The sequence below is a fragment of the Mycobacterium sp. NPDC050551 genome, assembly GCF_040674075.1.
GTDB lineage: Bacteria > Actinomycetota > Actinomycetes > Mycobacteriales > Mycobacteriaceae > Mycobacterium.
Genome location: NZ_JBFARC010000002.1, coordinates 344,158 through 366,960, shown reverse-complemented (window position 1 = coordinate 366,960; position 22,803 = coordinate 344,158). Strand labels below are relative to the sequence as shown.

21 protein-coding genes and 1 pseudogene are annotated in these 22,803 nt (G+C 67.6%); 13 read left to right on the top strand and 9 right to left on the bottom strand.

Annotation, left to right across the window (positions count from 1 at the left end; genetic code table 11):
• Positions 1-101: 101 nt before the first annotated feature.
• From AB0K11_RS08385 to AB0K11_RS08375, 3 genes are read right to left on the bottom strand one after another with little or no spacing between them, the layout of a single operon-like run.
• On the bottom strand, positions 102-1,802 hold the full coding sequence (locus tag AB0K11_RS08385) for an alpha/beta-hydrolase family protein (RefSeq protein ID WP_364974632.1): 1,701 nt from the start codon (positions 1,800-1,802) through the stop codon (positions 102-104).
• Between the two features lie 9 nt (positions 1,803-1,811).
• A complete protein-coding gene (locus tag AB0K11_RS08380) occupies positions 1,812-2,588 on the bottom strand; it encodes an enoyl-CoA hydratase (RefSeq protein ID WP_364974629.1) in 777 nt (258 codons plus the stop codon).
• Positions 2,585-3,634, bottom strand: coding sequence for an enoyl-CoA hydratase/isomerase family protein (locus AB0K11_RS08375; RefSeq protein ID WP_364974626.1), 1,050 nt, complete (start codon positions 3,632-3,634; stop codon positions 2,585-2,587). Before AB0K11_RS08375 ends, AB0K11_RS08380 begins: the two co-directional genes overlap by 4 nt.
• 172 nt (positions 3,635-3,806) lie before the next feature.
• On the opposite strand from AB0K11_RS08375, the gene AB0K11_RS08370 reads away from it, so the two are divergent.
• Together AB0K11_RS08370 and AB0K11_RS08365 are read left to right on the top strand one after the other, a co-directional pair.
• On the top strand, positions 3,807-4,646 hold the full coding sequence (locus AB0K11_RS08370) for a Bax inhibitor-1/YccA family protein (protein ID WP_364974624.1): 840 nt from the start codon (positions 3,807-3,809) through the stop codon (positions 4,644-4,646).
• A gap of 164 nt (positions 4,647-4,810) precedes the next feature.
• Positions 4,811-5,656, top strand: coding sequence for a DUF559 domain-containing protein (locus tag AB0K11_RS08365; RefSeq protein WP_364974622.1), 846 nt, complete (start codon positions 4,811-4,813; stop codon positions 5,654-5,656).
• 70 nt (positions 5,657-5,726) lie between these two features.
• On the opposite strand, the gene AB0K11_RS08360 is transcribed toward AB0K11_RS08365, so the two are convergent.
• Positions 5,727-6,944 (bottom strand): acetyl-CoA C-acetyltransferase, encoded by a 1,218-nt coding sequence (locus tag AB0K11_RS08360; protein WP_364974620.1) that lies wholly within the window; start codon positions 6,942-6,944, stop codon positions 5,727-5,729.
• Between the two features lie 33 nt (positions 6,945-6,977).
• Complete coding sequence (locus AB0K11_RS08355; protein ID WP_364974618.1) at positions 6,978-7,940, bottom strand: SGNH/GDSL hydrolase family protein; 963 nt, start codon at positions 7,938-7,940, stop codon at positions 6,978-6,980.
• Between the two features lie 193 nt (positions 7,941-8,133).
• On the opposite strand from AB0K11_RS08355, the gene AB0K11_RS08350 reads away from it, so the two are divergent.
• From AB0K11_RS08350 to AB0K11_RS08335, 4 genes are all read left to right on the top strand, one after another.
• The gene (locus tag AB0K11_RS08350; RefSeq protein WP_364974615.1) at positions 8,134-9,186 is read left to right on the top strand and encodes an alpha/beta hydrolase; all 1,053 of its coding nucleotides are present in this window, start codon (positions 8,134-8,136) and stop codon (positions 9,184-9,186) included.
• Positions 9,187-9,215: 29 nt separating this feature from the next.
• On the top strand, positions 9,216-10,610 hold the full coding sequence (locus tag AB0K11_RS08345) for a cystathionine beta-synthase (RefSeq protein WP_364974613.1): 1,395 nt from the start codon (positions 9,216-9,218) through the stop codon (positions 10,608-10,610).
• A 157-nt stretch (positions 10,611-10,767) separates the two neighbouring features.
• Complete coding sequence (locus tag AB0K11_RS08340) at positions 10,768-11,433, top strand: RDD family protein (protein ID WP_364974610.1); 666 nt, start codon at positions 10,768-10,770, stop codon at positions 11,431-11,433.
• Between the two features lie 13 nt (positions 11,434-11,446).
• Positions 11,447-12,265 (top strand): RDD family protein, encoded by an 819-nt coding sequence (locus AB0K11_RS08335; RefSeq protein ID WP_364974607.1) that lies wholly within the window; start codon positions 11,447-11,449, stop codon positions 12,263-12,265.
• A gap of 10 nt (positions 12,266-12,275) precedes the next feature.
• Here the strand turns inward: AB0K11_RS08335 and AB0K11_RS08330 are convergent, their stop codons facing one another.
• Positions 12,276-13,442 carry an acyl-CoA dehydrogenase family protein gene (locus tag AB0K11_RS08330; RefSeq protein ID WP_364974604.1) on the bottom strand — a complete coding sequence of 389 codons (1,167 nt, stop codon included), beginning with the start codon at positions 13,440-13,442 and terminating at the stop codon, positions 12,276-12,278.
• Between the two features lie 56 nt (positions 13,443-13,498).
• On the opposite strand from AB0K11_RS08330, the gene AB0K11_RS08325 reads away from it, so the two are divergent.
• Positions 13,499-14,650: a cystathionine gamma-synthase gene (locus AB0K11_RS08325; protein ID WP_364974602.1), complete on the top strand. Its 1,152-nt coding sequence runs from the start codon at positions 13,499-13,501 to the stop codon at positions 14,648-14,650.
• On the opposite strand, the gene AB0K11_RS08320 is transcribed toward AB0K11_RS08325, so the two are convergent.
• The 3 genes from AB0K11_RS08320 to AB0K11_RS08310 all read right to left on the bottom strand — a co-directional run bounded on the left by AB0K11_RS08320 (position 14,642) and on the right by AB0K11_RS08310 (position 16,514).
• A complete protein-coding gene (locus AB0K11_RS08320) occupies positions 14,642-15,304 on the bottom strand; it encodes a GPP34 family phosphoprotein (RefSeq protein ID WP_364974599.1) in 663 nt (220 codons plus the stop codon). The genes AB0K11_RS08325 and AB0K11_RS08320 overlap by 9 nt on opposite strands.
• Positions 15,305-15,364: 60 nt before the next feature.
• Positions 15,365-15,859: a transcription elongation factor GreA gene (greA, locus tag AB0K11_RS08315; RefSeq protein ID WP_364974596.1), complete on the bottom strand. Its 495-nt coding sequence runs from the start codon at positions 15,857-15,859 to the stop codon at positions 15,365-15,367.
• A 232-nt stretch (positions 15,860-16,091) separates the two neighbouring features.
• Complete coding sequence (locus AB0K11_RS08310) at positions 16,092-16,514, bottom strand: DUF4307 domain-containing protein (RefSeq protein ID WP_364974593.1); 423 nt, start codon at positions 16,512-16,514, stop codon at positions 16,092-16,094.
• Between the two features lie 114 nt (positions 16,515-16,628).
• On the opposite strand from AB0K11_RS08310, the gene mca reads away from it, so the two are divergent.
• The 6 genes and pseudogenes from mca to AB0K11_RS08280 all read left to right on the top strand — a co-directional run bounded on the left by mca (position 16,629) and on the right by AB0K11_RS08280 (position 22,387).
• The gene (gene mca, locus AB0K11_RS08305; protein WP_364974590.1) at positions 16,629-17,501 is read left to right on the top strand and encodes a mycothiol conjugate amidase Mca; all 873 of its coding nucleotides are present in this window, start codon (positions 16,629-16,631) and stop codon (positions 17,499-17,501) included.
• Positions 17,498-17,773, top strand: a complete 276-nt coding sequence (locus tag AB0K11_RS08300) for a hypothetical protein (protein ID WP_364974588.1) — start codon at positions 17,498-17,500, stop codon at positions 17,771-17,773. The genes mca and AB0K11_RS08300 overlap by 4 nt, the downstream gene beginning before the upstream one ends.
• Positions 17,774-17,777: 4 nt before the next feature.
• Positions 17,778-19,748, top strand: a pseudogene (locus tag AB0K11_RS08295) (thioredoxin domain-containing protein); the annotation flags it as partial.
• A gap of 10 nt (positions 19,749-19,758) precedes the next feature.
• A complete protein-coding gene (locus tag AB0K11_RS08290; RefSeq protein ID WP_364974585.1) occupies positions 19,759-20,130 on the top strand; it encodes a nuclear transport factor 2 family protein in 372 nt (123 codons plus the stop codon).
• Positions 20,131-20,358: 228 nt separating this feature from the next.
• The gene (locus AB0K11_RS08285; protein WP_364974582.1) at positions 20,359-21,150 is read left to right on the top strand and encodes a type VII secretion target; all 792 of its coding nucleotides are present in this window, start codon (positions 20,359-20,361) and stop codon (positions 21,148-21,150) included.
• Between the two features lie 31 nt (positions 21,151-21,181).
• Entirely contained in the window at positions 21,182-22,387 is a 1,206-nt protein-coding gene (locus tag AB0K11_RS08280; protein WP_364974580.1) for a hypothetical protein, read from the top strand.
• Positions 22,388-22,803 lie beyond the last annotated feature (416 nt).

Sequence of the window (22,803 nt, the reverse complement as noted above, 5' to 3'; positions counted from 1 at the left end):
GATTGCTCCTCAAATTGACGCCGATGACGCGAACATAGCCCTCGACCCGGGGAATAAGGGCATTTGCGCAGATTTGCTCGGGAGATCGTTGATCGATCTTGTTAGCTGCTCTCGCCGGAACGCAGGGTCGGCCGCAGCCGTTCGGTCTTCTCCGGCGTCCAGCCCGGTGGCTGCAGTATCGCCGCCCACGCGTTGGCGACGTCCCTGACGTAGACATGGCCATGTCCGTCGGGCACGTCGATTGCCACCGCCATGTCGGCCGACACCTGCAGGAACGTCACGACCGGGATCCATTTCATCCGGGGGGTGCGGTCGTAGCCGGGTGGTTCCTCGAGCCAGTCGGGCCGAGCGAACAGCAGTTCCGGATTCCACCACGAGATCGGGTCGGAGGCGTGCTGCAGGTATACCGCCCGCGGCACACCCCACGGATCGGCGGGCCGGTCGAGGTTCTCGGGCCGGGCGGCGAACCGGACGTTCTCACCCTTGTCGTAGATCGGCAGCCACTCCGGCGAGCCGGCGTCGCGGTTGACAGTGAGGTCGGTCCACATCGTGTTGTTGAACGTCGGCCCGCTGAACAGCGCGCCGTCCGTGCGGGCGACGAGGTTGTTCAGCGCGAGGAACGGCGCCTCGCCGCCGAATGAGCCGAGGCTCTCACCGAACACCACCAGCCGGGGCCGTTGCGCTTCGGGCATCGCCCGGATGAGGCCGTCGACGGCTTCGAACAGCGCCTGCCCGGCCTGGCGGGCGTTCTCCTTGTCGACGAGGAACGACAGCCAACTCGGCAAGAACGAGTACTGCATCGACACGATCGCGGTGTTGCCGTTGAACATGTACTCCAGCGCGGCGGCCTCGGCGCCGTTGATCCAGCCGGTGCCCGTCGAGGTGGCCACCGCGACCACCTCACGGTCCAGGCCACCGGTGCGCAGCAGTTCCTGCGCCGCGAGTGCGGCGGTGGCCTTGATGCCGTCGGCGGAATTCAGGCCCGCGTAAGCGCGGATCGGCTCGACGGCCGGGGCGCCGTTGAACCGTGTGAGCCGCTCGGTCGTCGTCGCACCCGAAACGAACACCCGGCCCTGGTGGCCCAGCGACTCCCAGCTCACCAGTGACTGCGGCCCGCCGGACTGCAGCGCCGACGTGGGCGCCGCGAAATCGGGGTCGGTCTCGTCGTTCACCGCCTCGAAAGTGTTGTTGATCGTGCTCATCGCGAAGCGGACGACCACGCCGTTGAGGATCGCGATCGTCAGCACCAGCAGCAGGGCCACCACCACGACGGCCGAAACACGCGGTGGGGCAACGCGTTCGAGCTGTCGCATCAGGAACAGGATCAGCTTCCGGATGAGCTGGCCGATCTCCACGAGGGCGAACAGCACCACGAGGGACAGCACCGCGGTCAGCGGATGGTCCCAGAATCCGAGCCGCGGCACCCCCATCAGGTCGCGGACCTGGTCCTGCCACACGTGGAAGTACACGATCATCAGCACCTGGCCGATGACGCCGACCACGAGCAGTCCGAGCCATGCCCACAGCGGGGCGCGCGGGCTGGAGTTCCTGGAGAGCATGAAGCGGACCAACCACACCCCGAACACACCGAGCGCATAACCGAATGCGCCTGCGCCGCCGCTGACGAGGCCCTGGAACAGCGGTCCGCGGGGCAGCAGCGACGGGGTCATCGAGAACCAGAGGAACAGCAGACCGACGGCGGTGCCGAAGAACGTGTAGCGGCGAAGCCACCACGGTCGCTTGGCGGGCGGCGGTTCCTCCTGCGGGGGCGCCTGCGGTTCGGCCTCCGCGGTCTCGGTCACCAGAGCACTTTAGCGATGGGTGAAGTTCGGCGGGCGCTTCTCACTGAACGCCGCCATCCCCTCCTTCTGATCCGCCGTGGCGAAGGTGGAGTGGAAGAGCCTGCGCTCGTAGAGCAGGCCTTCGGACAGTGACGATTCGAACGCGCGGTTGACGGCCTCCTTGGCCATCCGCGCGGCGTTGAGGGACATGCCCGCAATGGTCTTGGCGACGGCGTTGGCCTCGTCGAGCAGCGTGTCGGCCGGGACGAGTCGCGACACCAGGCCGCTGCGCTCGGCCTCCTCGGCGCCGATCGTGCGGCCGGTGAGGATGAGGTCCATCGCCTTGGCCTTACCGATCGCGCGGGTGAGCCGTTGCGAGCCACCCATACCGGGCAGCACGCCCAGCTTGATCTCGGGCTGGCCGAACTTCGCGGTGTCGGCGGCGATCAGCAGGTCGCACATCATCGCCAGTTCGCAGCCGCCACCCAGTGCGTAGCCGGCGACGGCCGCGATGGTGGGGGTGCGGGTGGCCGCGAATGTGCCCCAGGGAGCGAAGAAGTCGGCCGCGAAGACGTCGGCGAACTCGAGGGTCGCCATCTCCTTGATGTCCGCGCCCGCGGCGAAGGCCTTCTCGTTGCCGGTGACGATGATCGCGCCGATGCCCGGATCCTGGTCGAGTTCGGTTGCCGCAGAACCGACTTCGGCCATCACCTGGCTGTTGAGGGCATTGAGCGCCTTCGGCCGGTTCAGGGTGATGGTGCCGACGCGGTCGTCGCGGGTGACGAGGATGGTCTCGTAGGACGTCACGGTGTCTCCTCCGGGAAGGTCAGGTCGGGGTCGGCGGGGGCGAAATAGGCGTCGACTTCTTCTTCGGTGACGGCGTCGATCGAGGGTGGCGACCACTTCGGGTTGCGGTCCTTGTCCACCAGTTGCGCGCGGATGCCCTCGACGAGGTCGTGCGAACGCAGCGACGCGCACGACGTCCGGAACTCCTGGCGCAGCACGTCCTCCAGGGTGGCGAGTTCACCGGCGCGGCGCACGGCTTTGAGCGCGACGGCCAGCGAGACGGGGGAGCGGCCGACGATGAGGTCGGCTGCGTCGTTGGCCGGCTTGGCGTCGTGGCCGCGCAGAGCCGCCACGATGTCGGCGATGGTGTCCCCGGCGTAGCACTCGTCGATCCAGTCGCGTTGCTCGAGCAGGGTGCTCGCCGGCGGCTCGACGGCATGGGTCTCGAGCACGGCCTCGACCCCGTCGGCGACGACCGATTCTGTGAAGGCTCTCAGCGATTCGTGCGGCACATAGTGGTCGGCGAAGCCCATCGCGATGGCGTCGGCGCCGGAGAACGGTGCACCCGTCAGGGCGGCGTGTAGGCCGAGCAGACCGGGCGCGCGGGCGAGCAGATAGGTGCCGCCGACGTCGGGGATGAAGCCGATGCCGACCTCGGGCATCGCCATCTTGGTGGTGTCGGTGACGACGCGGACGTCGCCGTGCGCGCTGACGCCGACTCCACCGCCCATCACGATGCCGTCCATCACCGCGACATACGTCTTCGGATACCGGCCGATCACCGCGTTGAGCAGGTATTCCTCGTACCAGAACTGCCGCGCCTCAGAACCGTCGGCCTTGGCGCTGTGATAGATCGCGACGACGTCGCCACCGGCGCACAGGCCTCGCTCGCCGGTGCCGGTCAGCAGGACGGTGTGTACGTCGTCGTCGCCTTTCCAGGTGTCGAGCGCCTCGGCCAGGGCCGTGACCATGCCGTGGTTGAGCGAGTTGATCGCCTTCGGCCGGTTCAGGGTGACGAGGCCGACGCCGTTCTCGACGGTTACTAGGACATCCTCGTTTTCCTCCATGGGTAGCAATCTAGATCGTCGCCCGACTCTCTGGTCCGACGGGTAATGTTTTGACACGAACCGGCCACAGGAAGTTCCCAGGATCCCTTGCCATCTCGGGAACCAACTCGCCGCCGGTGATCGTTGAGAGTGTGTTCGTCACTCGAACCACAGCACAGGAGAGGATCCGACGGTGCGCGAGAGCAGCAACCCGGTATTCCGCTCGCTGCCCAAGGGGCAGCAGGGCGGATACGCGTCATTCGGTACCGGAGCCGCCGGCTACGGTGCCCAGCAGACACACGCTGAGCCCTATACCACTCAGTACCCCGAGCAGACGGGCGTCGCCCGGCCGCTGACCATCGACGACGTCGTCACCCGCACCGGCATCACGCTGGCCGTGCTGACGGTCTCGGCCGTGGTCTCCTTCTTCCTGGTCACCCAGAACATCGGCTTGGCCGCGCCGCTCACCCTGATCGGCGGCCTCGGCGGCCTGGCGCTCGTCATGGTCGCGATGTTCGGTCGCAAGCAGGACAACCCGGCGATCGTGCTGAGCTACGCGGTGCTCGAGGGCCTGTTCCTCGGCGCGGTGTCGTTCCTGCTGACCTTCAACATCCAGGGCGCCAGCGCCGGCGGGCTGATCTCGCAGGCGGTGCTCGGCACCTTCGGCGTGTTCTTCGGCATGCTGGTCGTCTACAAGACCGGCGCGATCCGTGTGACGCCGAAGTTCACCCGCATGCTGGTCGCCGGGATGATCGGCGTGGTCGTGCTCGCGCTCGGCAACTTCGTGTTCGCGATGTTCACCGACGGCGCAGGCCCGCTGCGCGACGGCGGCCCGATGGCGATCATCTTCTCGCTGGTGTGCATCGGCCTCGCCGCGTTCAGCTTCCTGCTGGACTTCGACTCCGCCGACCAGATGATCCGCGCCGGCGCGCCGGAGAAGGCTGCGTGGGGCATCGCCCTCGGCCTGACCGTCACGCTGGTCTGGCTGTACATCGAGATCCTGCGGCTGCTGAGCTACTTCCAGAACGACTAGCAGCCTTCGCGAGGGAAGCCCGGCACCGGACGAGGTGTCGGGCTTTCTGCGTTCTCGAGGCCTTTCGCGTTGACTTTGTTCACAGATCGCGATTCGTCCACAGATCGCGATCTGAGCGCAGAGTCAACGCGTCCGCCGTCGGGAGCCGCGACGAGGCTGCGGGCATGGACGGCACTCCATTCCTCGGGTCCGAGGCGGTCGCGGCGGGCGTAGTTCCCAAGCACCGCCTGCGGTCCCATTTCCGCAGCATCTTTCCCAACGTCTACGCACCGAGGGACGCCACACTCGACATCCGACAGCGCGCCTACGCCGCGTGGTTGTGGTCGGGGCGCCGCGGTGTTCTCGCGGGCGTGACGGCGTCTGCCCTCCTCGGCGCCAAGTGGGTCGATTCCTCCCAGCCCATCGAACTGGTCTTCAGCTGTGCGCGTCGGCCTGCGGGCCTACGGACCTACGCGATGGCCGTGGAGCCCGAGGAGTGCGACGTCGTCGCAGGCCTGCCGGTCACCACACCGGAACGGACGGCCTTCGATCTCGGCAGGCGCGGCACGATCGACGATGCCGTCGCACGACTGGACGCTCTCGCACGGGCGACGCATCTCGACCTGGCGAAGGTCGAGGACGTCGCCGGGCGCCACCCGCACACGCGAGGTCTGCGCCGACTAGCGGCGGTGCTCGACCTGGTGGATGCGGGCGCCGAGTCGCCGAGAGAAACCTGGCTGCGCCTCCTGCTGCAGCGCGCCGGATATCCGCGACCGCGCACACAGATTCCGGTGCTCAGCCCAATTGGATGGCAGAAGTACTACCTCGACATGGGATGGGAAGACCTCAAGCTCGCCGTGGAGTACGACGGCGACCACCATCGGACGTCAAAAGAGTTGTACGCCTACGAGATACAGCGTGCCGAAGACATCCGCGAGCTCGGGTGGTTGGTGATGCGAGTGGCCGCGCGAACCCGTGAGGTCGACGTGCTGGACCGCATTCAGCGGGCGTGGCGCATGCGAACGCGTTGACTTTGCACACAGATCGCCAATTCACGTGATTCGGCGATCTGTGTGCAAACTCAACGCCTCAACGGCAACGTCAGGAAAGGCGCTCCACGATCATCGCCATGCCCTGGCCGCCGCCGACGCACATCGTCTCCAGGCCGAACTGCTTGTCCTGGGTCTGCAGGTTGTTCAGCAGCGTGGCGGTGATCCGCGCACCGGTCATGCCGAACGGATGGCCCAGCGCGATGGCGCCGCCGGACACATTCAGACGCTCCTCGTCCATCCCGAGCGCACGCGCCGAGCCGAGCACCTGGACGGCGAACGCCTCGTTGATCTCGTAAAGGTCGATGTCGCCGATGCTCATGCCCGCGTTGGCGAGCGCCTTCTTCGACGCCTCGATCGGCCCGAGTCCCATGATCTCCGGTGACAGACCCGACACCCCGGTGGCGACGATGCGCGCCAGCGGCGTCAGGCCCAGTTCGCGGGCCTTCTCGTCCGACAGGATGACGACCGCCGCGGCGCCGTCGTTGAGCGGGCAGGCGTTTCCGGCGGTCACCGTGCCGTTCGGCCGGAACACCGGCTTGAGCTGGCTGATCTTCTCGTAGGAGGTGCCTGCGCGTGGGCCGTCGTCCTTGGACACGACCCTGCCGTCCGGCAGCGTGACCGGGGAGATCTCGCGCTCGAAGAAGCCGCTGTTGATGGCCTCTTCGGCCCGGTTCTGCGACCGCACACCCCAGTGGTCCTGGTCCTCGCGGCTGATGCCGGTGTGCAGCGCGACGTTCTCGGCGGTCTGACCCATTGCGATGTACACGTCGGGCAGCGAGCCGTCCTCGCGCGGGTCGTGCCACTCGTCGCCACCGGCAGCGGCCTGGTTGGAACGCTCCTGAGCCTCGGCGAACAGCGGGTTTTTCGTGTCGGGCCACCCGTCGGCGTTGCCCTTGGCGAACCGCGACACCGTCTCGACGCCCGCGGAGATGAAGGCGTGACCCTCGCCGGCCTTGATCGCGTGGAACGCCATCCGCGACGTCTGCAGCGACGAGGAGCAGTAGCGGTTGACGGTGGTGCCGGGCAGGAAGTCGTAGCCGAGCGCAACGGCCACGGCGCGGCCGATGTTGAAGCCGGACTCGCCGCCGGGCTGGCCGCAGCCCATCATCAGGTCGTCGATGTCGTGCGGGTCGAGCGACGGAACCTTGTCCAGCGCCGCGCGGACCATCTGGGCGGCCAGATCATCGGGTCGCATGTCGACCAGCGACCCCTTGTTGGCGCGGCCGATCGGCGAGCGGGCGGTGGCGACGATGACGGCTTCAGGCATGACGGCTCCTCAACTTGCTGGTCACCGAAGAACCTAGCTGGCGGGCCCGACGATGGGCGCGGGCACCCCGGTCGTGGGCCGGCGCCACAGCCGCGAGATGCCGCCGATCCGCTCGAGCAGCGAACTGCCCTCGGGTGCTCGCGGCTCCAGCGCGGCGTCGGTGTCGGCGGCGGAGACGCCCAGCGCAGTGCACAACGCCGGCAGCAGCTGATTGCCCGCCAACGCGTATCCCTCGGCCGACGGATGGAACATGTCGTCGGAGATCATCTGGTCCGGCGCCTTGAGGAACTCGGGCGCCAGCAGGTCGGCGAACGGCACCGGCACGCCCCCGGCAGCCCGCACCGCGTCGGTCTGGGCGCGCGCCAGCCGCAGTCCGAGAGCGCGGGTGACCATGCGCAGCGGCTGCGGAATCGCGGTCAGCACGCCGAAGTCCGGGCAGGTGCCGACGACGACGACGGCGCCCGCGGTCCGCAACCGTTGCACCCCCGCGCCGAGCCGGCGGGCCGACGCCCCGATGCCGTTGGGGCGGGTGATGTCGTTGGCGCCGACCATGATGACCGCGGCGTCCGGCGGCGGGCCGGCGACGAACATCGCGTCGATCTGGCCCTGCAGACCCTTCGACGTCGCGCCGACGATGGCCTTCGTGCTCAGCCGTATCCGCTTCCCCGAGGCTTCGGCCAGCCCGCGTGCCAGCAGCACCCCTGGCACCTCGTCGGCGACCCGGCAGCCGTAACCGACCGCGGTGGAGTCGCCGAAGATCATCAGATGGATGTCGAACGGCACCCCGCGGGTCCATTTCTCGACGGGTCCGCCGCCGGCCGAGTAGACGCCGTCGGCGCGCGGCGGGATGTCGAAGGCCTTCGGGATGGTCTGACGCGCCTGGTCGGCCTGCCCGACCAGCAGGTTTCGCGCTCCGATGTAGGCAGATCCCGTTGACGCCAGCGTGGCCGCAGCGGCGAGAGCGACGGTCGACTTGCGGCGTGCACGTATGCCCACGCGGCCAGTTTAGGTGCCCAAACGGTCATCGACCGCGTGGCGGCGCCAACCGGCAGTCACGGTGCGGTATCAACTCCGGTACGAAAATGGTTTAACAGACTAGGAAACCGGATACAGGTGTCAAGCTAAGTTACCGAGGTTGGCTGAAACAACATGCACCCGGGGCACTACAACGGCGTAGGAAGTGGTGGCGATGACCGCACCTAGTAAGGTTCCGAGCACCCCTCGTGCTGCTATTCATGCAGCCAGAGCCAACAAACCGCGCAGATTTCCCGTCAGTGACGGGGCTCCGGTCGAGGTGGTCGAGGACGGCCCGAGCCTCGGCGGACGGCTGGTCGCACTGGCCGCGATGGCCACTATCAAGCCAACTCTGGCCATTGGCAGCTACGCCCCCAAGATGCCATGGCCCTGGGGAATCGTTGATTTCGCATGCAGAGTCCTGCGGCCGCCGCCGGGCACCGTCCGGGCGACGATCGGGCTGACCCACTGCAACGCCCAGCTGGTGCGGGCCCCGGGTGTACTGCCCGCCGACGGCAAGCGCAGCGTCATCCTGTACCTGCACGGCGGCGCATTCATCACCTGCGGGGTGAACTCCCACCACCGCATCGTCAACGCACTGAGCGGCTACGCCGACAGCCCCGTGCTGGTGGTGAATTACCGGATGATCCCCAAGCACTCGGTGGGCCAGGCTGTCGACGACTGCTACGACGCGTACCAGTGGCTGCGGCTCAAGGGCTACGAGCCCGACCAGATCGTGCTGGCCGGCGACTCCGCGGGCGGCTACCTGTCGCTGACGCTGGCCCAGCGCCTGCTCGCGGAGGGCGAGGAGCCCGCGGCGATGGTCACCATGTCGCCGCTGTTCGAGATCGACAACCAGCGCCGTGCCGACCACCCGAACGTGCGCAGCGACGCGATGTTCCCGGCGCATGCGTTCGGGGCGCTGGTCGACCTCATCGAGCACGCCAACCGGCGCAATCCGGTCAACGGTGCGGCGCCGGAGATCTACGAACCGCTCGACCACATCGAACCCGGCCTGCCGCGCACGCTGATCCACGTGTCCGGCTCAGAGGTTCTGATCAGCGATGCGCGAAAGGCCGCACGGCTGCTCGCGGAGTCGGGCATCCCGGTCGAGATCCGCGTCTGGCCTGGTCAGATGCATGTTTTCCAAATTGCGTCGCCGATGGTGAAGGAGGCGACGCGGTCGCTGCGCCAGATCGGCGAGTACATCCGTGAGGCCACGTGGTGAGCTGATCGCGAGCCTGACACGATGGAGTCATGCGCATCGCCCGGCACGTCAGTGAGCTCATCGGCAATACCCCTCTGGTACAGCTGAACTCCGTCGTCCCTCACGGCGCAGGCACCGTCGCCGCGAAGATCGAGTACCTCAACCCCGGCGGCAGCTCCAAGGACCGCATCGCGATCAAGATGATCGACGCCGCCGAGGCGAGCGGCGAGCTCAAGCCCGGCGGCACCATCGTCGAGCCCACCTCCGGCAACACCGGCGTCGGCCTGGCGCTCGTGGCGCAGCAGCGCGGTTACAAGTGCATCTTCGTCTGTCCCGACAAGGTCAGCGAGGACAAGCGAAACGTGTTGCGCGCATACGGCGCCGACGTCGTCGTCTGCCCGACGGCGGTGGCGCCCGACGACCCCGACAGCTACTACAGCGTGTCCAACCGGCTCACCACGGAGATCGACGGCGCCTGGAAGCCCGATCAGTACTCCAACCCGATGGGTCCGGAGTCGCACTACGAGACCACGGGCCCGGAGATCTGGGCCGACACCGACGGCAAGGTGACGCACTTCGTCGCCGGCGTCGGCACCGGTGGCACCATCACCGGCGCGGGCCGCTACCTCAAGGAGGTCTCCGGCGGGAAGGTGAAGATCATCGGCGCCGACCCGGAGGGCTCGGTGTACTCCGGCGGCACCGGCCGGCCCTACCTGGTCGAGGGCGTCGGTGAGGACTTCTGGCCGTCGGCCTACGACCCTGCGGTGCCCGACGAGATCATCGCCGTCTCCGACGCAGACTCGTTCGAGATGACCCGCCGACTGGCCCGCGAAGAGGCGTTGCTGGTCGGGGGATCCTGTGGCATGGCGGCGGTCGCCGCGATCCGGGTCGCCGAGCAGGCGGGCCCCGATGCCCTCGTGGTGGTGCTGCTGCCCGACGGCGGCCGCGGCTACCTGTCCAAGATCTTCAACGACGCCTGGATGTCGTCCTACGGCTTCCTGCGCAGCAGGCTCGACGGATCGATCGAACAGTCGACGATCGGAGATGTGTTGCGCCGCAAGTCGGGTGCGCTTCCGGATCTGGTGCACACCCATCCGTCGGAGACCGTGCGCGACGCGATCGGCATCCTGCGCGAGTACGGCGTCTCGCAGATGCCGGTGGTCGGCGCCGAACCGCCGGTGATGGCGGGCGAGGTGGCAGGCAGCGTCTCCGAGCGCGAATTGCTGTCGGCGGTGTTCGAGGGTCGGGCAAAGCTCGCCGACGCAGTCGCCGACCACATGGGGCCGCCCCTCCCGCTGATCGGCGCCGGAGAACTCGTCAGCACGGCGGCCAAGACGTTGCGGGAATGCGACGCGGTGATGATCGTCGAGGACGGCAAGCCGATCGGCGTGCTGACGCGTCACGATCTGCTCGGTTTCCTGTCCGAAGGCAGCGGCCGCAGGTAGGCTTCGCCGCCCGGATCTCAAGCCCGGCAAACCGATACCCGGTGGCCGTGGCCTGCTATAGCAGCATCTTCAAGATCTTGCGAGAAACGCTGCTCAAAGCGACATCTCAGGTACTGTTAGCTCGCTTGTCGTCGGCTACCTCACCTGGAAGGTGTTCATGAGCGAACAACCGCCGCCGCCCACTGGAAACCTCCCTCCTCCGCCACCGCCGGGTGGAAACTACCCACCTCCACCGCCGCCGCAGGGCGGTGGCTATCCGCCTCCGCAGGGCGGGTCCGGCTATCCCTCGGCGCAGGGTTCGGTGCTGCCGCAGGAGGCCTACACGTCCTGGGGAACTCGCGTGCTGGCGTGGCTCATCGACTACGTGCCGGTGATCATCCTGACCGGAATCGGCTACGGGCTGCTGATGGGCACCCGGGAGACCGCGTGCATCACCGACAGCTCCGATTACCAGATGGGCGAGTTCTGCGCCGAAGGCGCGTCGACTCTCGGCCAGTTGTCCTTCGGCCTGTTCGGCGTTCTGCTGCCGCTGGCCTACGGGGTCTGGAACTACGGATACCGCCAGGGCACCACCGGGTCGAGCATCGGCAAGTCGGCGATGAAGTTCAAGGTGGTCAGCGAAAAGACATGGCAGCCCATCGGTTTCGGGCTGTCACTGGTTCGCGAGATCATCTACTGGGTGGCGTCGGCGGCGTGCGGCGTCGTCTGGCTCGTCGCCGTCCTCTTTCCGCTGTGGGACACCAAACGGCAATCTCTTGCTGACAAGATCATGACCACCGTATGCGTACCGCTCGACCACACGCCCGGCCAACCCACCTACTGATCCCGGAGGACAGATGAGCGACCAGACACCCGGCGACTACCCGCCGCCCCCTCAGAGCGGTGGCGGATACCCGCCCCCGCCCCCGCCGCAGGGCGGTGGTTACCCGCCGCCGCCGCAGCAGGGCGGATACCCGCCCCCGCCGCAGGGTGGTGGCTACCCGCCGCCTCCGCCGCAAGGCGGTTACCCGCCGCCCCCGCAGGGTGGTGGCTACCAGGGTCCGCAGGGCGGATTCGGTGGGCCGCAGGGATATCCGGCACAGCACGGGCTAGGAGTCGGTGCCATGCCTGCGGAGGCCTACACCTCCTGGGGCACCCGCGTGCTCGCCTACCTGATCGATTACATCCCGCTGCTCATCCTGTTGGGCATCGGCTACGGCGTCGCCTTCGCCACCGCCGACAACAACTGCTACGGCGACACCTACGGCTACGGCGGCGGCTGCACATCCGAGTTCTCCGGCATCGGCTTCGCCCTGCTGGCCCTCACCTGGATAGCCGGTATCGCCTACTGGATCTGGAACCTCGGCTACAAGCAGGGGACGACGGGATCCAGCATCGGCAAGGGCAGGATGAAGTTCAAGATCGTGGGCGAAAGCACCGGTCAGCCTGTCGGATTCGGCATGTCGTTCCTGCGTGAGGTGCTGTACTGGGTGGCCTCTGCGGTCTGCGGCATCGTCTGGATCGTCGCCGTGCTGTTCCCGCTGTGGGATCAGAAGCGGCAGACGCTCGTCGACAAGATCCTGAACCACGTCGCGCTGCCGCTGTCGGGTCAGGAACTCAACCCGCAGCCGCTGCCCCCGCACGGCGGACAGCAGTACGGCGGACCTCAGCAGTAATCAATACGGTTCATCGGAAGGCGCTGACGCCCGTCAGCGCCTCTCCGATGACCATCTGGTGCACCTCTGAGGTGCCCTCGTAGGTCAGCACCGACTCCAGGTTGTTGGCGTGCCGCAACACCGGATACTCCAGCGTGATCCCGTTGGCGCCCAGCAAGGTCCGGCACTGCCGGGCGATCTCGATGGCCTCCCGCACGTTGTTGAGCTTGCCGAAACTGATCTGCTCGGGCCGGATGCGGCCGGCGTCCTTGAGTCGACCCAGGTGCAGCGCCAGCAACTGCGCCTTACCCAGTTCGACGGCCATGTCGGCGATCTTCACCTGGGTGATCTGGTAGCCGGCCAACGGCTTGTCGAACACCTCGCGGGTGCCGACATAGTCGATCGCGGTCTGCAGACAGTCCCTGGCGGCGCCGACGCTGCCGAACACGATGCCGAAGCGGGCCTCCGAAAGGCAGGCCAGCGGACCCGACAGCCCGCGCGCTCCGGGCAGCCGGGCGTCGTCGGGCAGGCGCACGTCGTCGAGACTCAGTTCCGAGGTGTTCGACGCCCGCAGCGAGAGCTTGTGCGACATTTTGCGCGCCGTGAATCCTTCGGTTCCGCCCGGCACGATGAACCCGAGGATGCCCTCCTCGGCGCGGGCCCAGACGATCGCGACGTCGGCCTCCGAGCCGTTGGTGATCCACATCTTCGAGCCGTTGAGGATCCAGTCGGAGCCGTCGCGGCGAGCGGTGGTGCGCATCCCGGACGGGTTGGACCCGAAGTCCGGCTCAGTGAGGCCGAAGCAGCCGATAGTGTCGCCGGTGGCCATGCCGGGCAGCCACTGCTGGCGCTGCTCCTCGCTGCCGTGCCGATGGATCGCGAACATGGCCAGCGAGCCCTGCACCGAGACCATGCTGCGCAGACCGCTGTCGACGGCCTCGAGCTCCTGGCACACGACGCCGTAGGCGGTGGCGCTGGACTCGCCGCAGCCGTAGCCCGTGAGGTGCATGCCGAGCAGGCCGAGCTTGCCGAACTCGGTGGCCAGCTCACGCACCGGCACCTCGCCGGCCTCGAACCACTCCGCGATGTGCGGGCGCAGCCGTTGTTCACCGAACTCACGCACGGTCTGCCGGATCGCCAGTTCTTCGGGTTCCAGCATCTGGTCGATGTCGAGCAGGTCGTCGATCCGAGTCGTCATGATCCATGTCTACACCCGCTTGCCGCGCGTGTGGACGGGGATAGGCTCGACCCGTTATGAGTGCACACAGCAAGTGGCAGGGCCTGGCCACGACGGCTATTCACGCGGTGCGGCCCGATGCCCGGACCGGCGCCGTCAACGTCCCCATCTACGCCAGCTCGACGTTCGCCCAGGACGGCGTCGGCGGCCTGAGGGAAGGCTTCGAGTACGCCCGGACCGGCAACCCGACCCGCGCGGCGCTGGAGGCGGCGCTGGCCGCGGTCGAGGGCGCGGCGTACGGGCGGGCGTTCAGTTCGGGGATGGCGGCCACCGACTGCGCGCTGCGGTCGCTGCTGAAGCCGGGTGACCATCTCGTCATCCCCGACGACGCCTACGGTGGCACCTTCCGGCTGATCGACAAGGTGTTCACCAAGTGGGGGATCAGCTACACCGCGGTGGCGCTGTCAGACCTCGACGCGGTGCGGGCGGCGGTGACGCCGCAGACCCGGGTGATCTGGGTGGAGACGCCGACCAACCCGCTGCTGTCGATCGCCGACATCGCGGGCATCGCGGAGCTGGCTTCCCCGTCGGGAATTAAGGTGTTGGTGGACAACACGTTCGCCTCACCCGCACTGCAGCAGCCGCTCTCGCTGGGCGCCGACATCGTGCTGCACTCGACGACCAAGTACCTCGGCGGGCACTCCGACGTGGTGGGCGGCGCGCTGCTGACCAACGACCAGGAACTCGACGCGGCATTCGCGTTCCTGCAGAACGGTGCCGGCGGCGTGCCCGGGCCGTTCGACGCCTACCTGACGATCCGCGGCCTGCGGACACTGGTGCTGCGCATGCAGCGGCATAGCGAGAACGCCGCGCTGGTCGCGGAGTTCCTGGACAGCCACGCGGCGGTCGAGACCGTGCTCTACCCGGGGCTGCCCAGCCATCCCGGGCACGAGGTCGCGGCCCGGCAGATGAGCGGATTCGGCGGGATGGTGTCACTGCGGATGCGCGGCGGCGCCCAGGCGGCGCGTGACTTGTGCGCGCGCACAGAGCTTTTCATCCTCGCCGAGTCGCTCGGAGGCGTGGAGTCGCTGATCGAGCACCCCGGCGCGATGACGCACGCGTCCACCGCCGGCTCGCAGTTGGAGGTGCCCGATGATCTGGTGCGGCTGTCGGTCGGCATCGAGCATCCCGCCGACCTGCTTGCCGATCTGGAGCAGGCGCTAGGTTAACGCCGCCCGCAGTGCCGACGCGGTGACGGCCAGGTTCATCTCGGGCAGCTCTGAGGAGGATTCCTCGGTCCAGCTGCCCAGGGCGATCTCGCCGGCACGGCCGTGCACCCAGCGCCAGCCGCGGTCATTGAGACTCAACAGGGCGCCGAGACCGTCGACGGCGTGCAGCAGGAAGATGATCGCCGCAGTGGCCGGCGCCGGTGCAGTGCGGTCGAACAACGCCGACAGGACCGCCGCCCTGGCATGGCCCACCCGGTCGCGATTGAGCAGCGGCCACGCGTAGGCGTGCCCGAACCTCTTGGCGGGCAACTCGACCCGACCGATCTGCCCGGTGCGGTGCAGGTATCCGGCGAGGTTGTCCTCGGTGTGCTTGCGCAGCTTGGCGACCACGGCCGTCGGGCGCATCGGCCGCTGCTGAAGCAGCCGGAAGGCAGGTTCGCCGACCGGATCGAGCGGAGCGTCAGACGTCAGTGCGATCAGCCGGCCCTCTTCCACTGCGTCGCCGGGCATGGTTGGCCGGATGTGGCAGGCATACGCCAGGTCGAGCAGGACGGCGGCCGTCAACACCCGCTCACGGCGCGCACGGTCGAGCCCCGGCTGACCGGACGCATTGTCCAGAAGCAGGAGAAAGAGGTCCTCGGCGATCTGCGCCACGGTCGGAGGGTAACCCGGTGCGCATGCGTGCCGCGCACCCGAGCGGATGCGCCGGCGGCGTCAGGAGTGGTAGGGCTCGGCCTTGACGAGGGTGACCTCGACGGTCTTCCCGCTCGGCACCGTGTAGGAGCGCGTCTCGCCCTCCTTGGCGTCGATCAGGGCGTTGCCCAGCGGCGACACCGGGGAGTACACCTCGAGCTTGCCGTCGTTGACGCCCTCCTGCCGGGTGGCGATCAGGAACGTCTCCTCGTCGGACTTGTTGCCGTCGTAGTAGACGGTGACGACCGAACCGGGCAGCGCGACGCCGGACTGTTTGGGGGCCTCGCCGACCTTGGCGTTGTTGAGCAGCTCCTGAAGCTGGCGGATGCGAGCTTCTTCCTGGCCCTGCTGGTCGCGTGCGGCGTGGTAGCCGCCGTTCTCGCGCAGGTCGCCCTCTTCGCGGCGGTCGTTGATCTCGGCCGCGATCACAGGTCGGTTGGCGATGAGCTGGTCAAGCTCGACCTTGAGCCGGTCATAGGACTCCTGGGTCAACCACGTGACCTGGGTGTCAGTCATGTCCTCGCGCTCCTGTCGTCGTTGTCTCGCGCTGTTCGCATACGAAGTTGTGGGTTCGCCGGGATTCACGACGCGTATCGCAGCGTTTCGCGGACTCGAGATTCCCCCCGCAAATGCAGCAATACACGGTCCCAGCGGGAACCGTGTACCGACCGAGCATACCACCGGCGCGACTCGCGGTTTTCACGAATTCGCTGGTTGGCGTTTGTTGCGGCGCCCGATCGGCGGTGCTCTAAGACGCCTTCAGGTAGGGCGGGACGTCGGTGCCGCAGCCGTAGACGTCGCCGACCGCCGGCGTGCGCGTCGACTTGACGATCGTCGTCACCTGCACCGTGGCCTGCGACGATGGCGGGATCAGCACCTCGCGGCGGCCCGTCTCGCCGCCGTCCTTGGCGCGGGCCCGCACGATGCAGACCGCGGGCAGCGACGGATCGGGGCGGGTGACGCCGATCGTCACCTCGACGGTTTCGTCGTCGATCAGCCGGTAGGCGCTGAGTTCGCCCTCCACCTCGTTGGATCCGAACCGGGCAAACGCCACCAGAGCGACGATCACGCCGACCACGAGTGCCCCGGCCAACGCCGCGACGCCGAGCCAGCGGCGGTTGCGGCGCGGCGACCGCTGCAGCCCGTAGCGGTCGGCGGGACGTTCGATCATCTCGTTTTGGCAGCCCGTCGGTCGGAGAGAACAATCAGAACTGGAACTATAGGGCGACAGGAGTGATCGACACCGCGGCATAGGTTCGCCGGCGCCGTAGTTAGATGAGATGAGATGAGTGAACTGCGGTTGATGGCGGTGCATGCGCACCCCGACGACGAATCCAGCAAGGGCGCCGCCTCGATGGCGCGTTATGCGGACGAGGGCGCGCGCGTGCTGGTGGTCACGCTGACCGGCGGCGAGCGCGGCGACATCCTCAATCCCGCGATGGACCTGCCCGAGGTGCACGGCAGGATGGCCGAGATCCGGCGCGACGAGATGGCCCGCGCCGCGGAGATCCTCGGGGTCGAGCACCACTGGCTGGGATTCGTCGACTCCGGTCTGCCCGAGGGTGACCCGCTGCCGCCGCTGCCCGAGGGCTGTTTCGCGGCGATACCCCTGGACGGGCCCACCGAGGCGCTGACGAAGGTGATCCGCGAGTTCAAGCCGCACGTGATGACCACCTACGACGAGACCGGCGGCTATCCGCATCCGGACCACATCCGCTGCCATGAGGTGTCGGTCGCGGCGTACGAGGCGGCCGCGGACTACCGGCTGTACCCCGACGCCGGCGAGCCGTGGGCCGTGTCGAAGCTGTACTACAACCACGGCTTCCTGCGGCAGCGGATGCAGCTGCTGCAGGACGAGTTCGCCAAGCGGGGGCTCGAGGGGCCGTTCGCCAAGTGGCTGGAGCACTGGGACGTCGACAAGGACGTCTTCGCCGACCGGGTGACCACGCGCGTCGAGTGCGCGAAGTACTTCCCTCTGCGCGACGACGCGCTGCGCGCCCACCAGACGCAGATCGACCCGACGAGCTTCTTCTTCGCCACCCCGATGGAGTGGCAGCAGGAGCTGTGGCCGACCGAGGAGTACGAGTTGGCCCGCTCACGCATCCCGGTCGAGCTGCCGGAGACGGATCTGTTCGCCGGGATCGAGACGGACGGATGACCGACACCCTGCTGCTCGCCATGACGCTGCTGGCCCAGGAGCAGCCACGGGAGACCGGGCCGGACTTCGGCAAGGCCAGCCCCTTCGGCCTGATCGTCGTCGTGCTGCTGCTGATCGGCACGTTCCTGCTGGTGTGGTCGATGAACAAGCACCTCAAGCGGCTGCCGGAGTCCTTCGACCCCGAGCACCCCGAACCCGACCAGGCCGTCGACGAGGGCACCGTCGACCTCGGCCCGGAGGGTCAGCCGCGCACCCAGGAGCCTCCCGGTTAACCGCCTCGCCGACGCGACCAGCCCGTATCTGCGCCAGCACGCCGACAACCCGGTGCACTGGCGGGAATGGACGCAGGACGCGCTGGCGGAGGCGGCCGAGCGGGACGTGCCGATCCTGCTGTCGATCGGTTACGCGGCCTGCCACTGGTGCCACGTGATGGCGCACGAGTCGTTCGAGGACGACGAGGTGGCCGCCGCGATGAACGACGGATTCGTCTGCATCAAGGTCGACCGGGAGGAACGGCCCGACCTCGACGCGGTTTACATGAATGCCACCGTCGCCCTGACCGGTCAGGGCGGCTGGCCGATGACGTGCTTCCTGACCCCGGACGGCAGGCCGTTCTTCTGCGGCACGTACTACCCCAAGACCGGCTTCCTCGAGCTGCTGGCGGCGGTCGGCGAGACGTGGCGGAAGCGGCGCGCCGAGGTGGAGGAGGCATCCGACCACATCACGGGTGAACTGCGTTCGATGGCGGCGGGACTGCCGGGCGGTGGTCCTGTGGTGGAGGCCTCGCTGTGCGACGCCGCGGCCTCCGCGGTGTTGGCGGACTTCGATGCGGTGCGCGGCGGCTTCGGCGGCGCACCCAAGTTTCCGCCGTCGGCGTTGTTGGAGGCGCTGCTGCGGCATCACGAACGCACGGGGTCGGCCGAGGCGCTGGCCGCGGTGGAGCGGACGTGTGAGGCGATGGCCCGCGGTGGGATCTATGACCAGTTGGGCGGCGGCTTCGCGCGATACAGCGTCGATGCCGAGTGGGTGGTGCCGCACTTCGAGAAGATGCTGTACGACAACGCGTTGCTGCTGCGGCTGTATGCGCACTGGGCCCGTCGGACCGGTTCGGCACTGGCCGCCCGGGTCACGGCGGAAACGGCCGGCTTCCTGATCGACGCGCTGGGTGACGACGGAATGTTCACGTCGTCATTGGATGCGGACACCGACGGCGTCGAGGGGCTGACGTATGTGTGGACGCCGGCGCAGTTGGCCGAGGCGCTCGGCCCCGAGGACGGGGCGTGGGCGGCCGACGTTCTGGGCGTGACGGCCGCCGGGACATTCGAGCACTTCGCGTCGGTGCTGCAGTTGCTCCGCGATCCGGAGGACGTCGAGCGATTTGCACGGGTGAGGGCGGCGCTGGCGGCTGTGCGCTCGGAGCGGCCGCAGCCCGGCCGCGACGACAAGGTGGTCACCGCGTGGAACGGGTTGGCGATCACGGCGCTGGCAGAGGCCTCGGTGGCCCTCGAGCGCTCGGACCTCCTGGACGCAGCGGTGCAGTGCGCCTCGCGTCTGGTGGACCTGCATGTGGTGGACGGCCGGCTGCGTCGGGCCAGCCTCGGCGGCCGAGTGGGGGAGAGTGCGGCGATCCTCGAGGATCACGCGATGCTCGCGACGGGTCTGCTGACGCTGTACACGGTGACGGCGGAGTCGTCGTGGTTGCGGGAGGCCGAGCGGCTGTTGGACGTGGCGATCGAGCATTTCGCGGATCCGGAGGTTCCCGGCCGGTGGTTCGACACGGCCGACGACGCGGAGAAGCTGATGGTGCGGCCGTCGGACCCGATGGACGGGGCGACGCCATCGGGTGCGTCGTCGATGGCGGAGGCGCTGCAATTGGCCGCGCATCTGACGGGTTCGTCGTCGTATCTGGAGGCGGCCTCGGCAACCGTGGCGTCGGCGACGCCGATTCTGGCGAGGGCGCCGCGAGCCGGTGGGCACTGGCTGACGGTCGCGGAGGCGGCGGTGCGCGGGCCGATCCAGATCGCGGTGGCGTGCGATCCGGCGTCGTCGGAGCTGTTGCGTGCCGCGCGCAGGATCGCGCCGGGCGGAGCGGTGGTGGTCGGCGGGCCTGAGGATTCGTCGGAGTTGCTGGCGGGACGGGGCAGGGTGCGCGACGCCGACGCGGCGTACGTGTGCCGGGGGCAGGTGTGCGACCTGCCGATCACGACGACCGCGGAACTGGCTGTTGCGCTGGGTGTTCCCGTGTAGCTTCGAGCCCATGTCGAGTGCCGAGCACATCACCGAAATCGTCAACCTCTACCTCGAATTGGTGGCCAAGGGCAACGCCGACGCCGTGGCGGAGCTGTACGCCGACGACGCAACGGTGGAGGACCCGGTGGGCGGCGAGGTGCACATCGGCAGGCAGGCGATTCGCGGGTTCTACGGTGCCGTCGAGGGTGTCAAAGCCGAGGCCGAGCTGCTGACGCTGCGGGTGGCCGGCCATGAGGCGGCGTTCCATTTCCGGCTGACGCTGGACTTCGGCGAGACGCAGATGCAGTTGGACCCCATCGACGTGATGGTGTTCAACGACGAGGGCAAGATCCAGGCCATGAAGGCGTACTGGACGCAGGAGCACATGAAGCAGCTCTAGCTGTGGTGCGCCTGGGACGCTTGTGGCGCCGAAATTGCCGACCTTGAGGGCTGATCAGCTCCGGTAGCATTTGCTATCGAACTGGTGAAGGGCTGGTCATGCGCGATTTCGCGTCGGCTGAGGCCTATTCGCGCGACGGCGATGGGAGGCGTCTGACCGTGTCAGCGAAGCGTTCGGTGTCGACGGGCGTGGCATCGGTCAGTCGCGGACTGAAGGCGAGGACTATCGGTGTCCGGTGAGCTCAGGGTCAACCCGGGGGAGCTGAGGAACGGGGCCACCGGACTGGAAAGCGCCGCGGACGGCATCCCGGACCCGCTGCCGCAGTTCAGTGGTGGTGGAAGCGATGCGCTGTCGACTGCCGCAACCAGTTATGTCCAAGGCTTCGAAGCGCCCATTGCGGAGAATCTGCCGCGCACCAAGGAAGAGGCGCGTACGGCCGCGCAGAACATCCTCAGGGCCGCAGGCCTGTACGAGCAGGCAGATCAGCTGGGCGCCGAGGGCGTGCAACAGGCGTCGTCGGGGACCGCCTCGAGTGGGTCGTCGCCGGCGGGTGGTGACGCGTCAGGCCAGCTCAGTCAGATGATGAGCATGCCGATGCAGATGGCGCAGATGGCCGGCCAGATGGGTGCGCAGATGGCGCAGATGGCCGTGTCGATTCCCCAGGGAATTGCGCAGGGTGTGTCGCAGGGGATGCAGCAGATCAGTCAGCTTGCCGGTGCAGGCGGCAAGGGCGGCGGCGACCTCGGCGAGGCGGGCAAATTGCCCGGCGCGGAAGGTGCGGCACCCGGCGACGAGCGGTCCGAGGACGAGCGCCGAGGCGATCGCGACGAGGACAAAGAGAAGAAGGATCCGCAGGCGGGTGCGCCTGGAGAGCCAGGTGCGGAGAAAGCGCCGGTGGGAGACCCGCAGCCGAGTCCTCGGCAGGGCGCGCCGCAGCAGGGTGCCGTGCCCGAGGCGGCTCCGCCGCCCAAACCGGCGCCGACCCGCCCGGCGGGCTCGGATGCTCCAATAATCGTGTGACCGTGATGCCGATCGACGAGAAGGTGTGCCGATGACGTTGCCTCCCCCGCCGGATTCGTACGGTTCGCAGCCGCCGCAAGGCGGAGGCCAGCCGGGCGGTGGGGTGCCCCCGCAGTGGGTGAGTCAGCAGGGCGGGGTGCCACCGCAGGGGTTCGGCGGCGGCTATGGCCCGCCGCCACAGGGGCAGTGGGGACCGCAGCAGCAGTGGCCGGGCGGCGCGGGTGGACAGGGTGGCCAGCCGCCGAAGGGCGGCAAGGGGAAGTGGATCCTCGGGGGTATCGCTGTCGTGTTGGCGATCGCTCTGGCGGTGGTGATCACGGTGCTCGTCGTGCGTCCCGCCGACGGTGGCGGTGGTAATGGTGACCCGACGCAGCAGAACGGCGACTCGGAGTTTGCGAGCGCGGACGACACCGGGCCGGTGAACATCATTACGGAAGACCCGACTTGTGCGGCTTGGCTAAAAATCGCCCGGGCTTACGCCGAAAAGACCGCAGCGGTGAAATGGATTGACCGAGACCAGTCTGTGCCGGCCAGCAGTTGGTCGCCAGAACAAAGAGCAATGTACGAGACGGCCAGTACTGCGTTATCGGAGGCCGCCGCTTCTACCGTTCGCCTTGCTCAGCAGACTCCACATCGTACAGTGCGTGAACTATATCAACAATTCATTGTCTATTCGCGGGCTTTCATCGAAAAAATTCCGTCGTACACTCCCGCGGATGGACCGTTATCAGACGTGGCTCATTCGATAGCCAACGCTCTCGCTAATGCATGCTCGGCGATCAATAGTAATTCGGCTGATGCGGTTGCGCCTCTGATTCCCGCTGCGGAAGGTCCCGCGACTGTTCCTCCGCCCAGCAACACCGATGACGTGGAGCCGTTGCTTCAGGGGCAGAACACAGTCTGCGGCGAGTGGGAGCAATTGGGTGTCCGTTTCAGCGAGGACACGGCGGCGTGGCGTGCCTTGGATCCTAAAATCCCAGCAAGCCAGTGGACGACAGAACAGCGCAACATTAACAACGCGGCGGCGTCGGTGATGTCGGCGAACGCTGACGAGATGGAGCGCCTAGCGCGCGACAGCGGAAATCCCCTTGTGGAGGACATCGCATTGCTTGCCGCACAGTATCGTCGCGGATTTGCCGTCGCAATTCCCGACTATGCTGCAACGGACAACTTCTTATCAGAGACCTCAGTATTTCTAGCGAAGACAATCGACTGGTCATGTAGGGCGGCACAATGATCGGTGCCGGAATTTCGCGTGCGAACGGCGAGAAGCCGTCGGGCGAGTACGCAGACGATATGACGAGTGCGGGCGCTTGGCCCGAAGCGGACGAGTCAGCATTCCAAAAACAAGCAGATCAGCATAGGGCAAATCTGACGAAACTCAATGCTGCAATGTCTTCGTGGAGCGCCCAACAGGCTCTAATTTTTAATGGTTCCTACGTTTGGTCCGGGCCAAGCTCCGTCAGCGCCGCGGGGGTTGTCAGCGCAGTCTCTCAGGCTCTGTCAAAGCACAAAACCCAACTTGAAGGGGCTATTGCCTCCTGCGAGAACGCAGCAACTACCATCTCTAACGCGAAGGATGCAATTTGGAGCGCCGTCCAAGGCGCGCAGAACCGTATAAACACGGTCCGAAACAACGCCGCAGAGGATGAA

Bases quoted from the DNA above. Each gene is read 5' to 3' on its own strand.
- AB0K11_RS08350 (WP_364974615.1), top strand. From the start codon at position 8,134: ATGACCGCACCTAGTAAGGTTCCGAGCACCCCTCGTGCTGCTATTCAT.
- AB0K11_RS08325 (WP_364974602.1), top strand. From the start codon at position 13,499: ATGAGTGCACACAGCAAGTGGCAGGGCCTGGCCACGACGGCTATTCAC.
- AB0K11_RS08280 (WP_364974580.1), top strand. From the start codon at position 21,182: ATGACGTTGCCTCCCCCGCCGGATTCGTACGGTTCGCAGCCGCCGCAA.
- AB0K11_RS08360 (WP_364974620.1), bottom strand. From the start codon at position 6,944: ATGCCTGAAGCCGTCATCGTCGCCACCGCCCGCTCGCCGATCGGCCGC.
- AB0K11_RS08345 (WP_364974613.1), top strand. From the start codon at position 9,216: ATGCGCATCGCCCGGCACGTCAGTGAGCTCATCGGCAATACCCCTCTG.
- AB0K11_RS08365 (WP_364974622.1), top strand. From the start codon at position 4,811: ATGGACGGCACTCCATTCCTCGGGTCCGAGGCGGTCGCGGCGGGCGTA.
- AB0K11_RS08335 (WP_364974607.1), top strand. From the start codon at position 11,447: ATGAGCGACCAGACACCCGGCGACTACCCGCCGCCCCCTCAGAGCGGT.
- mca (WP_364974590.1), top strand. From the start codon at position 16,629: ATGAGTGAACTGCGGTTGATGGCGGTGCATGCGCACCCCGACGACGAA.
- greA (WP_364974596.1), bottom strand. From the start codon at position 15,859: ATGACTGACACCCAGGTCACGTGGTTGACCCAGGAGTCCTATGACCGG.
- AB0K11_RS08310 (WP_364974593.1), bottom strand. From the start codon at position 16,514: ATGATCGAACGTCCCGCCGACCGCTACGGGCTGCAGCGGTCGCCGCGC.
- AB0K11_RS08375 (WP_364974626.1), bottom strand. From the start codon at position 3,634: ATGGAGGAAAACGAGGATGTCCTAGTAACCGTCGAGAACGGCGTCGGC.
- AB0K11_RS08340 (WP_364974610.1), top strand. From the start codon at position 10,768: ATGAGCGAACAACCGCCGCCGCCCACTGGAAACCTCCCTCCTCCGCCA.
- AB0K11_RS08290 (WP_364974585.1), top strand. From the start codon at position 19,759: ATGTCGAGTGCCGAGCACATCACCGAAATCGTCAACCTCTACCTCGAA.
- AB0K11_RS08330 (WP_364974604.1), bottom strand. From the start codon at position 13,442: ATGACGACTCGGATCGACGACCTGCTCGACATCGACCAGATGCTGGAA.
- AB0K11_RS08300 (WP_364974588.1), top strand. From the start codon at position 17,498: ATGACCGACACCCTGCTGCTCGCCATGACGCTGCTGGCCCAGGAGCAG.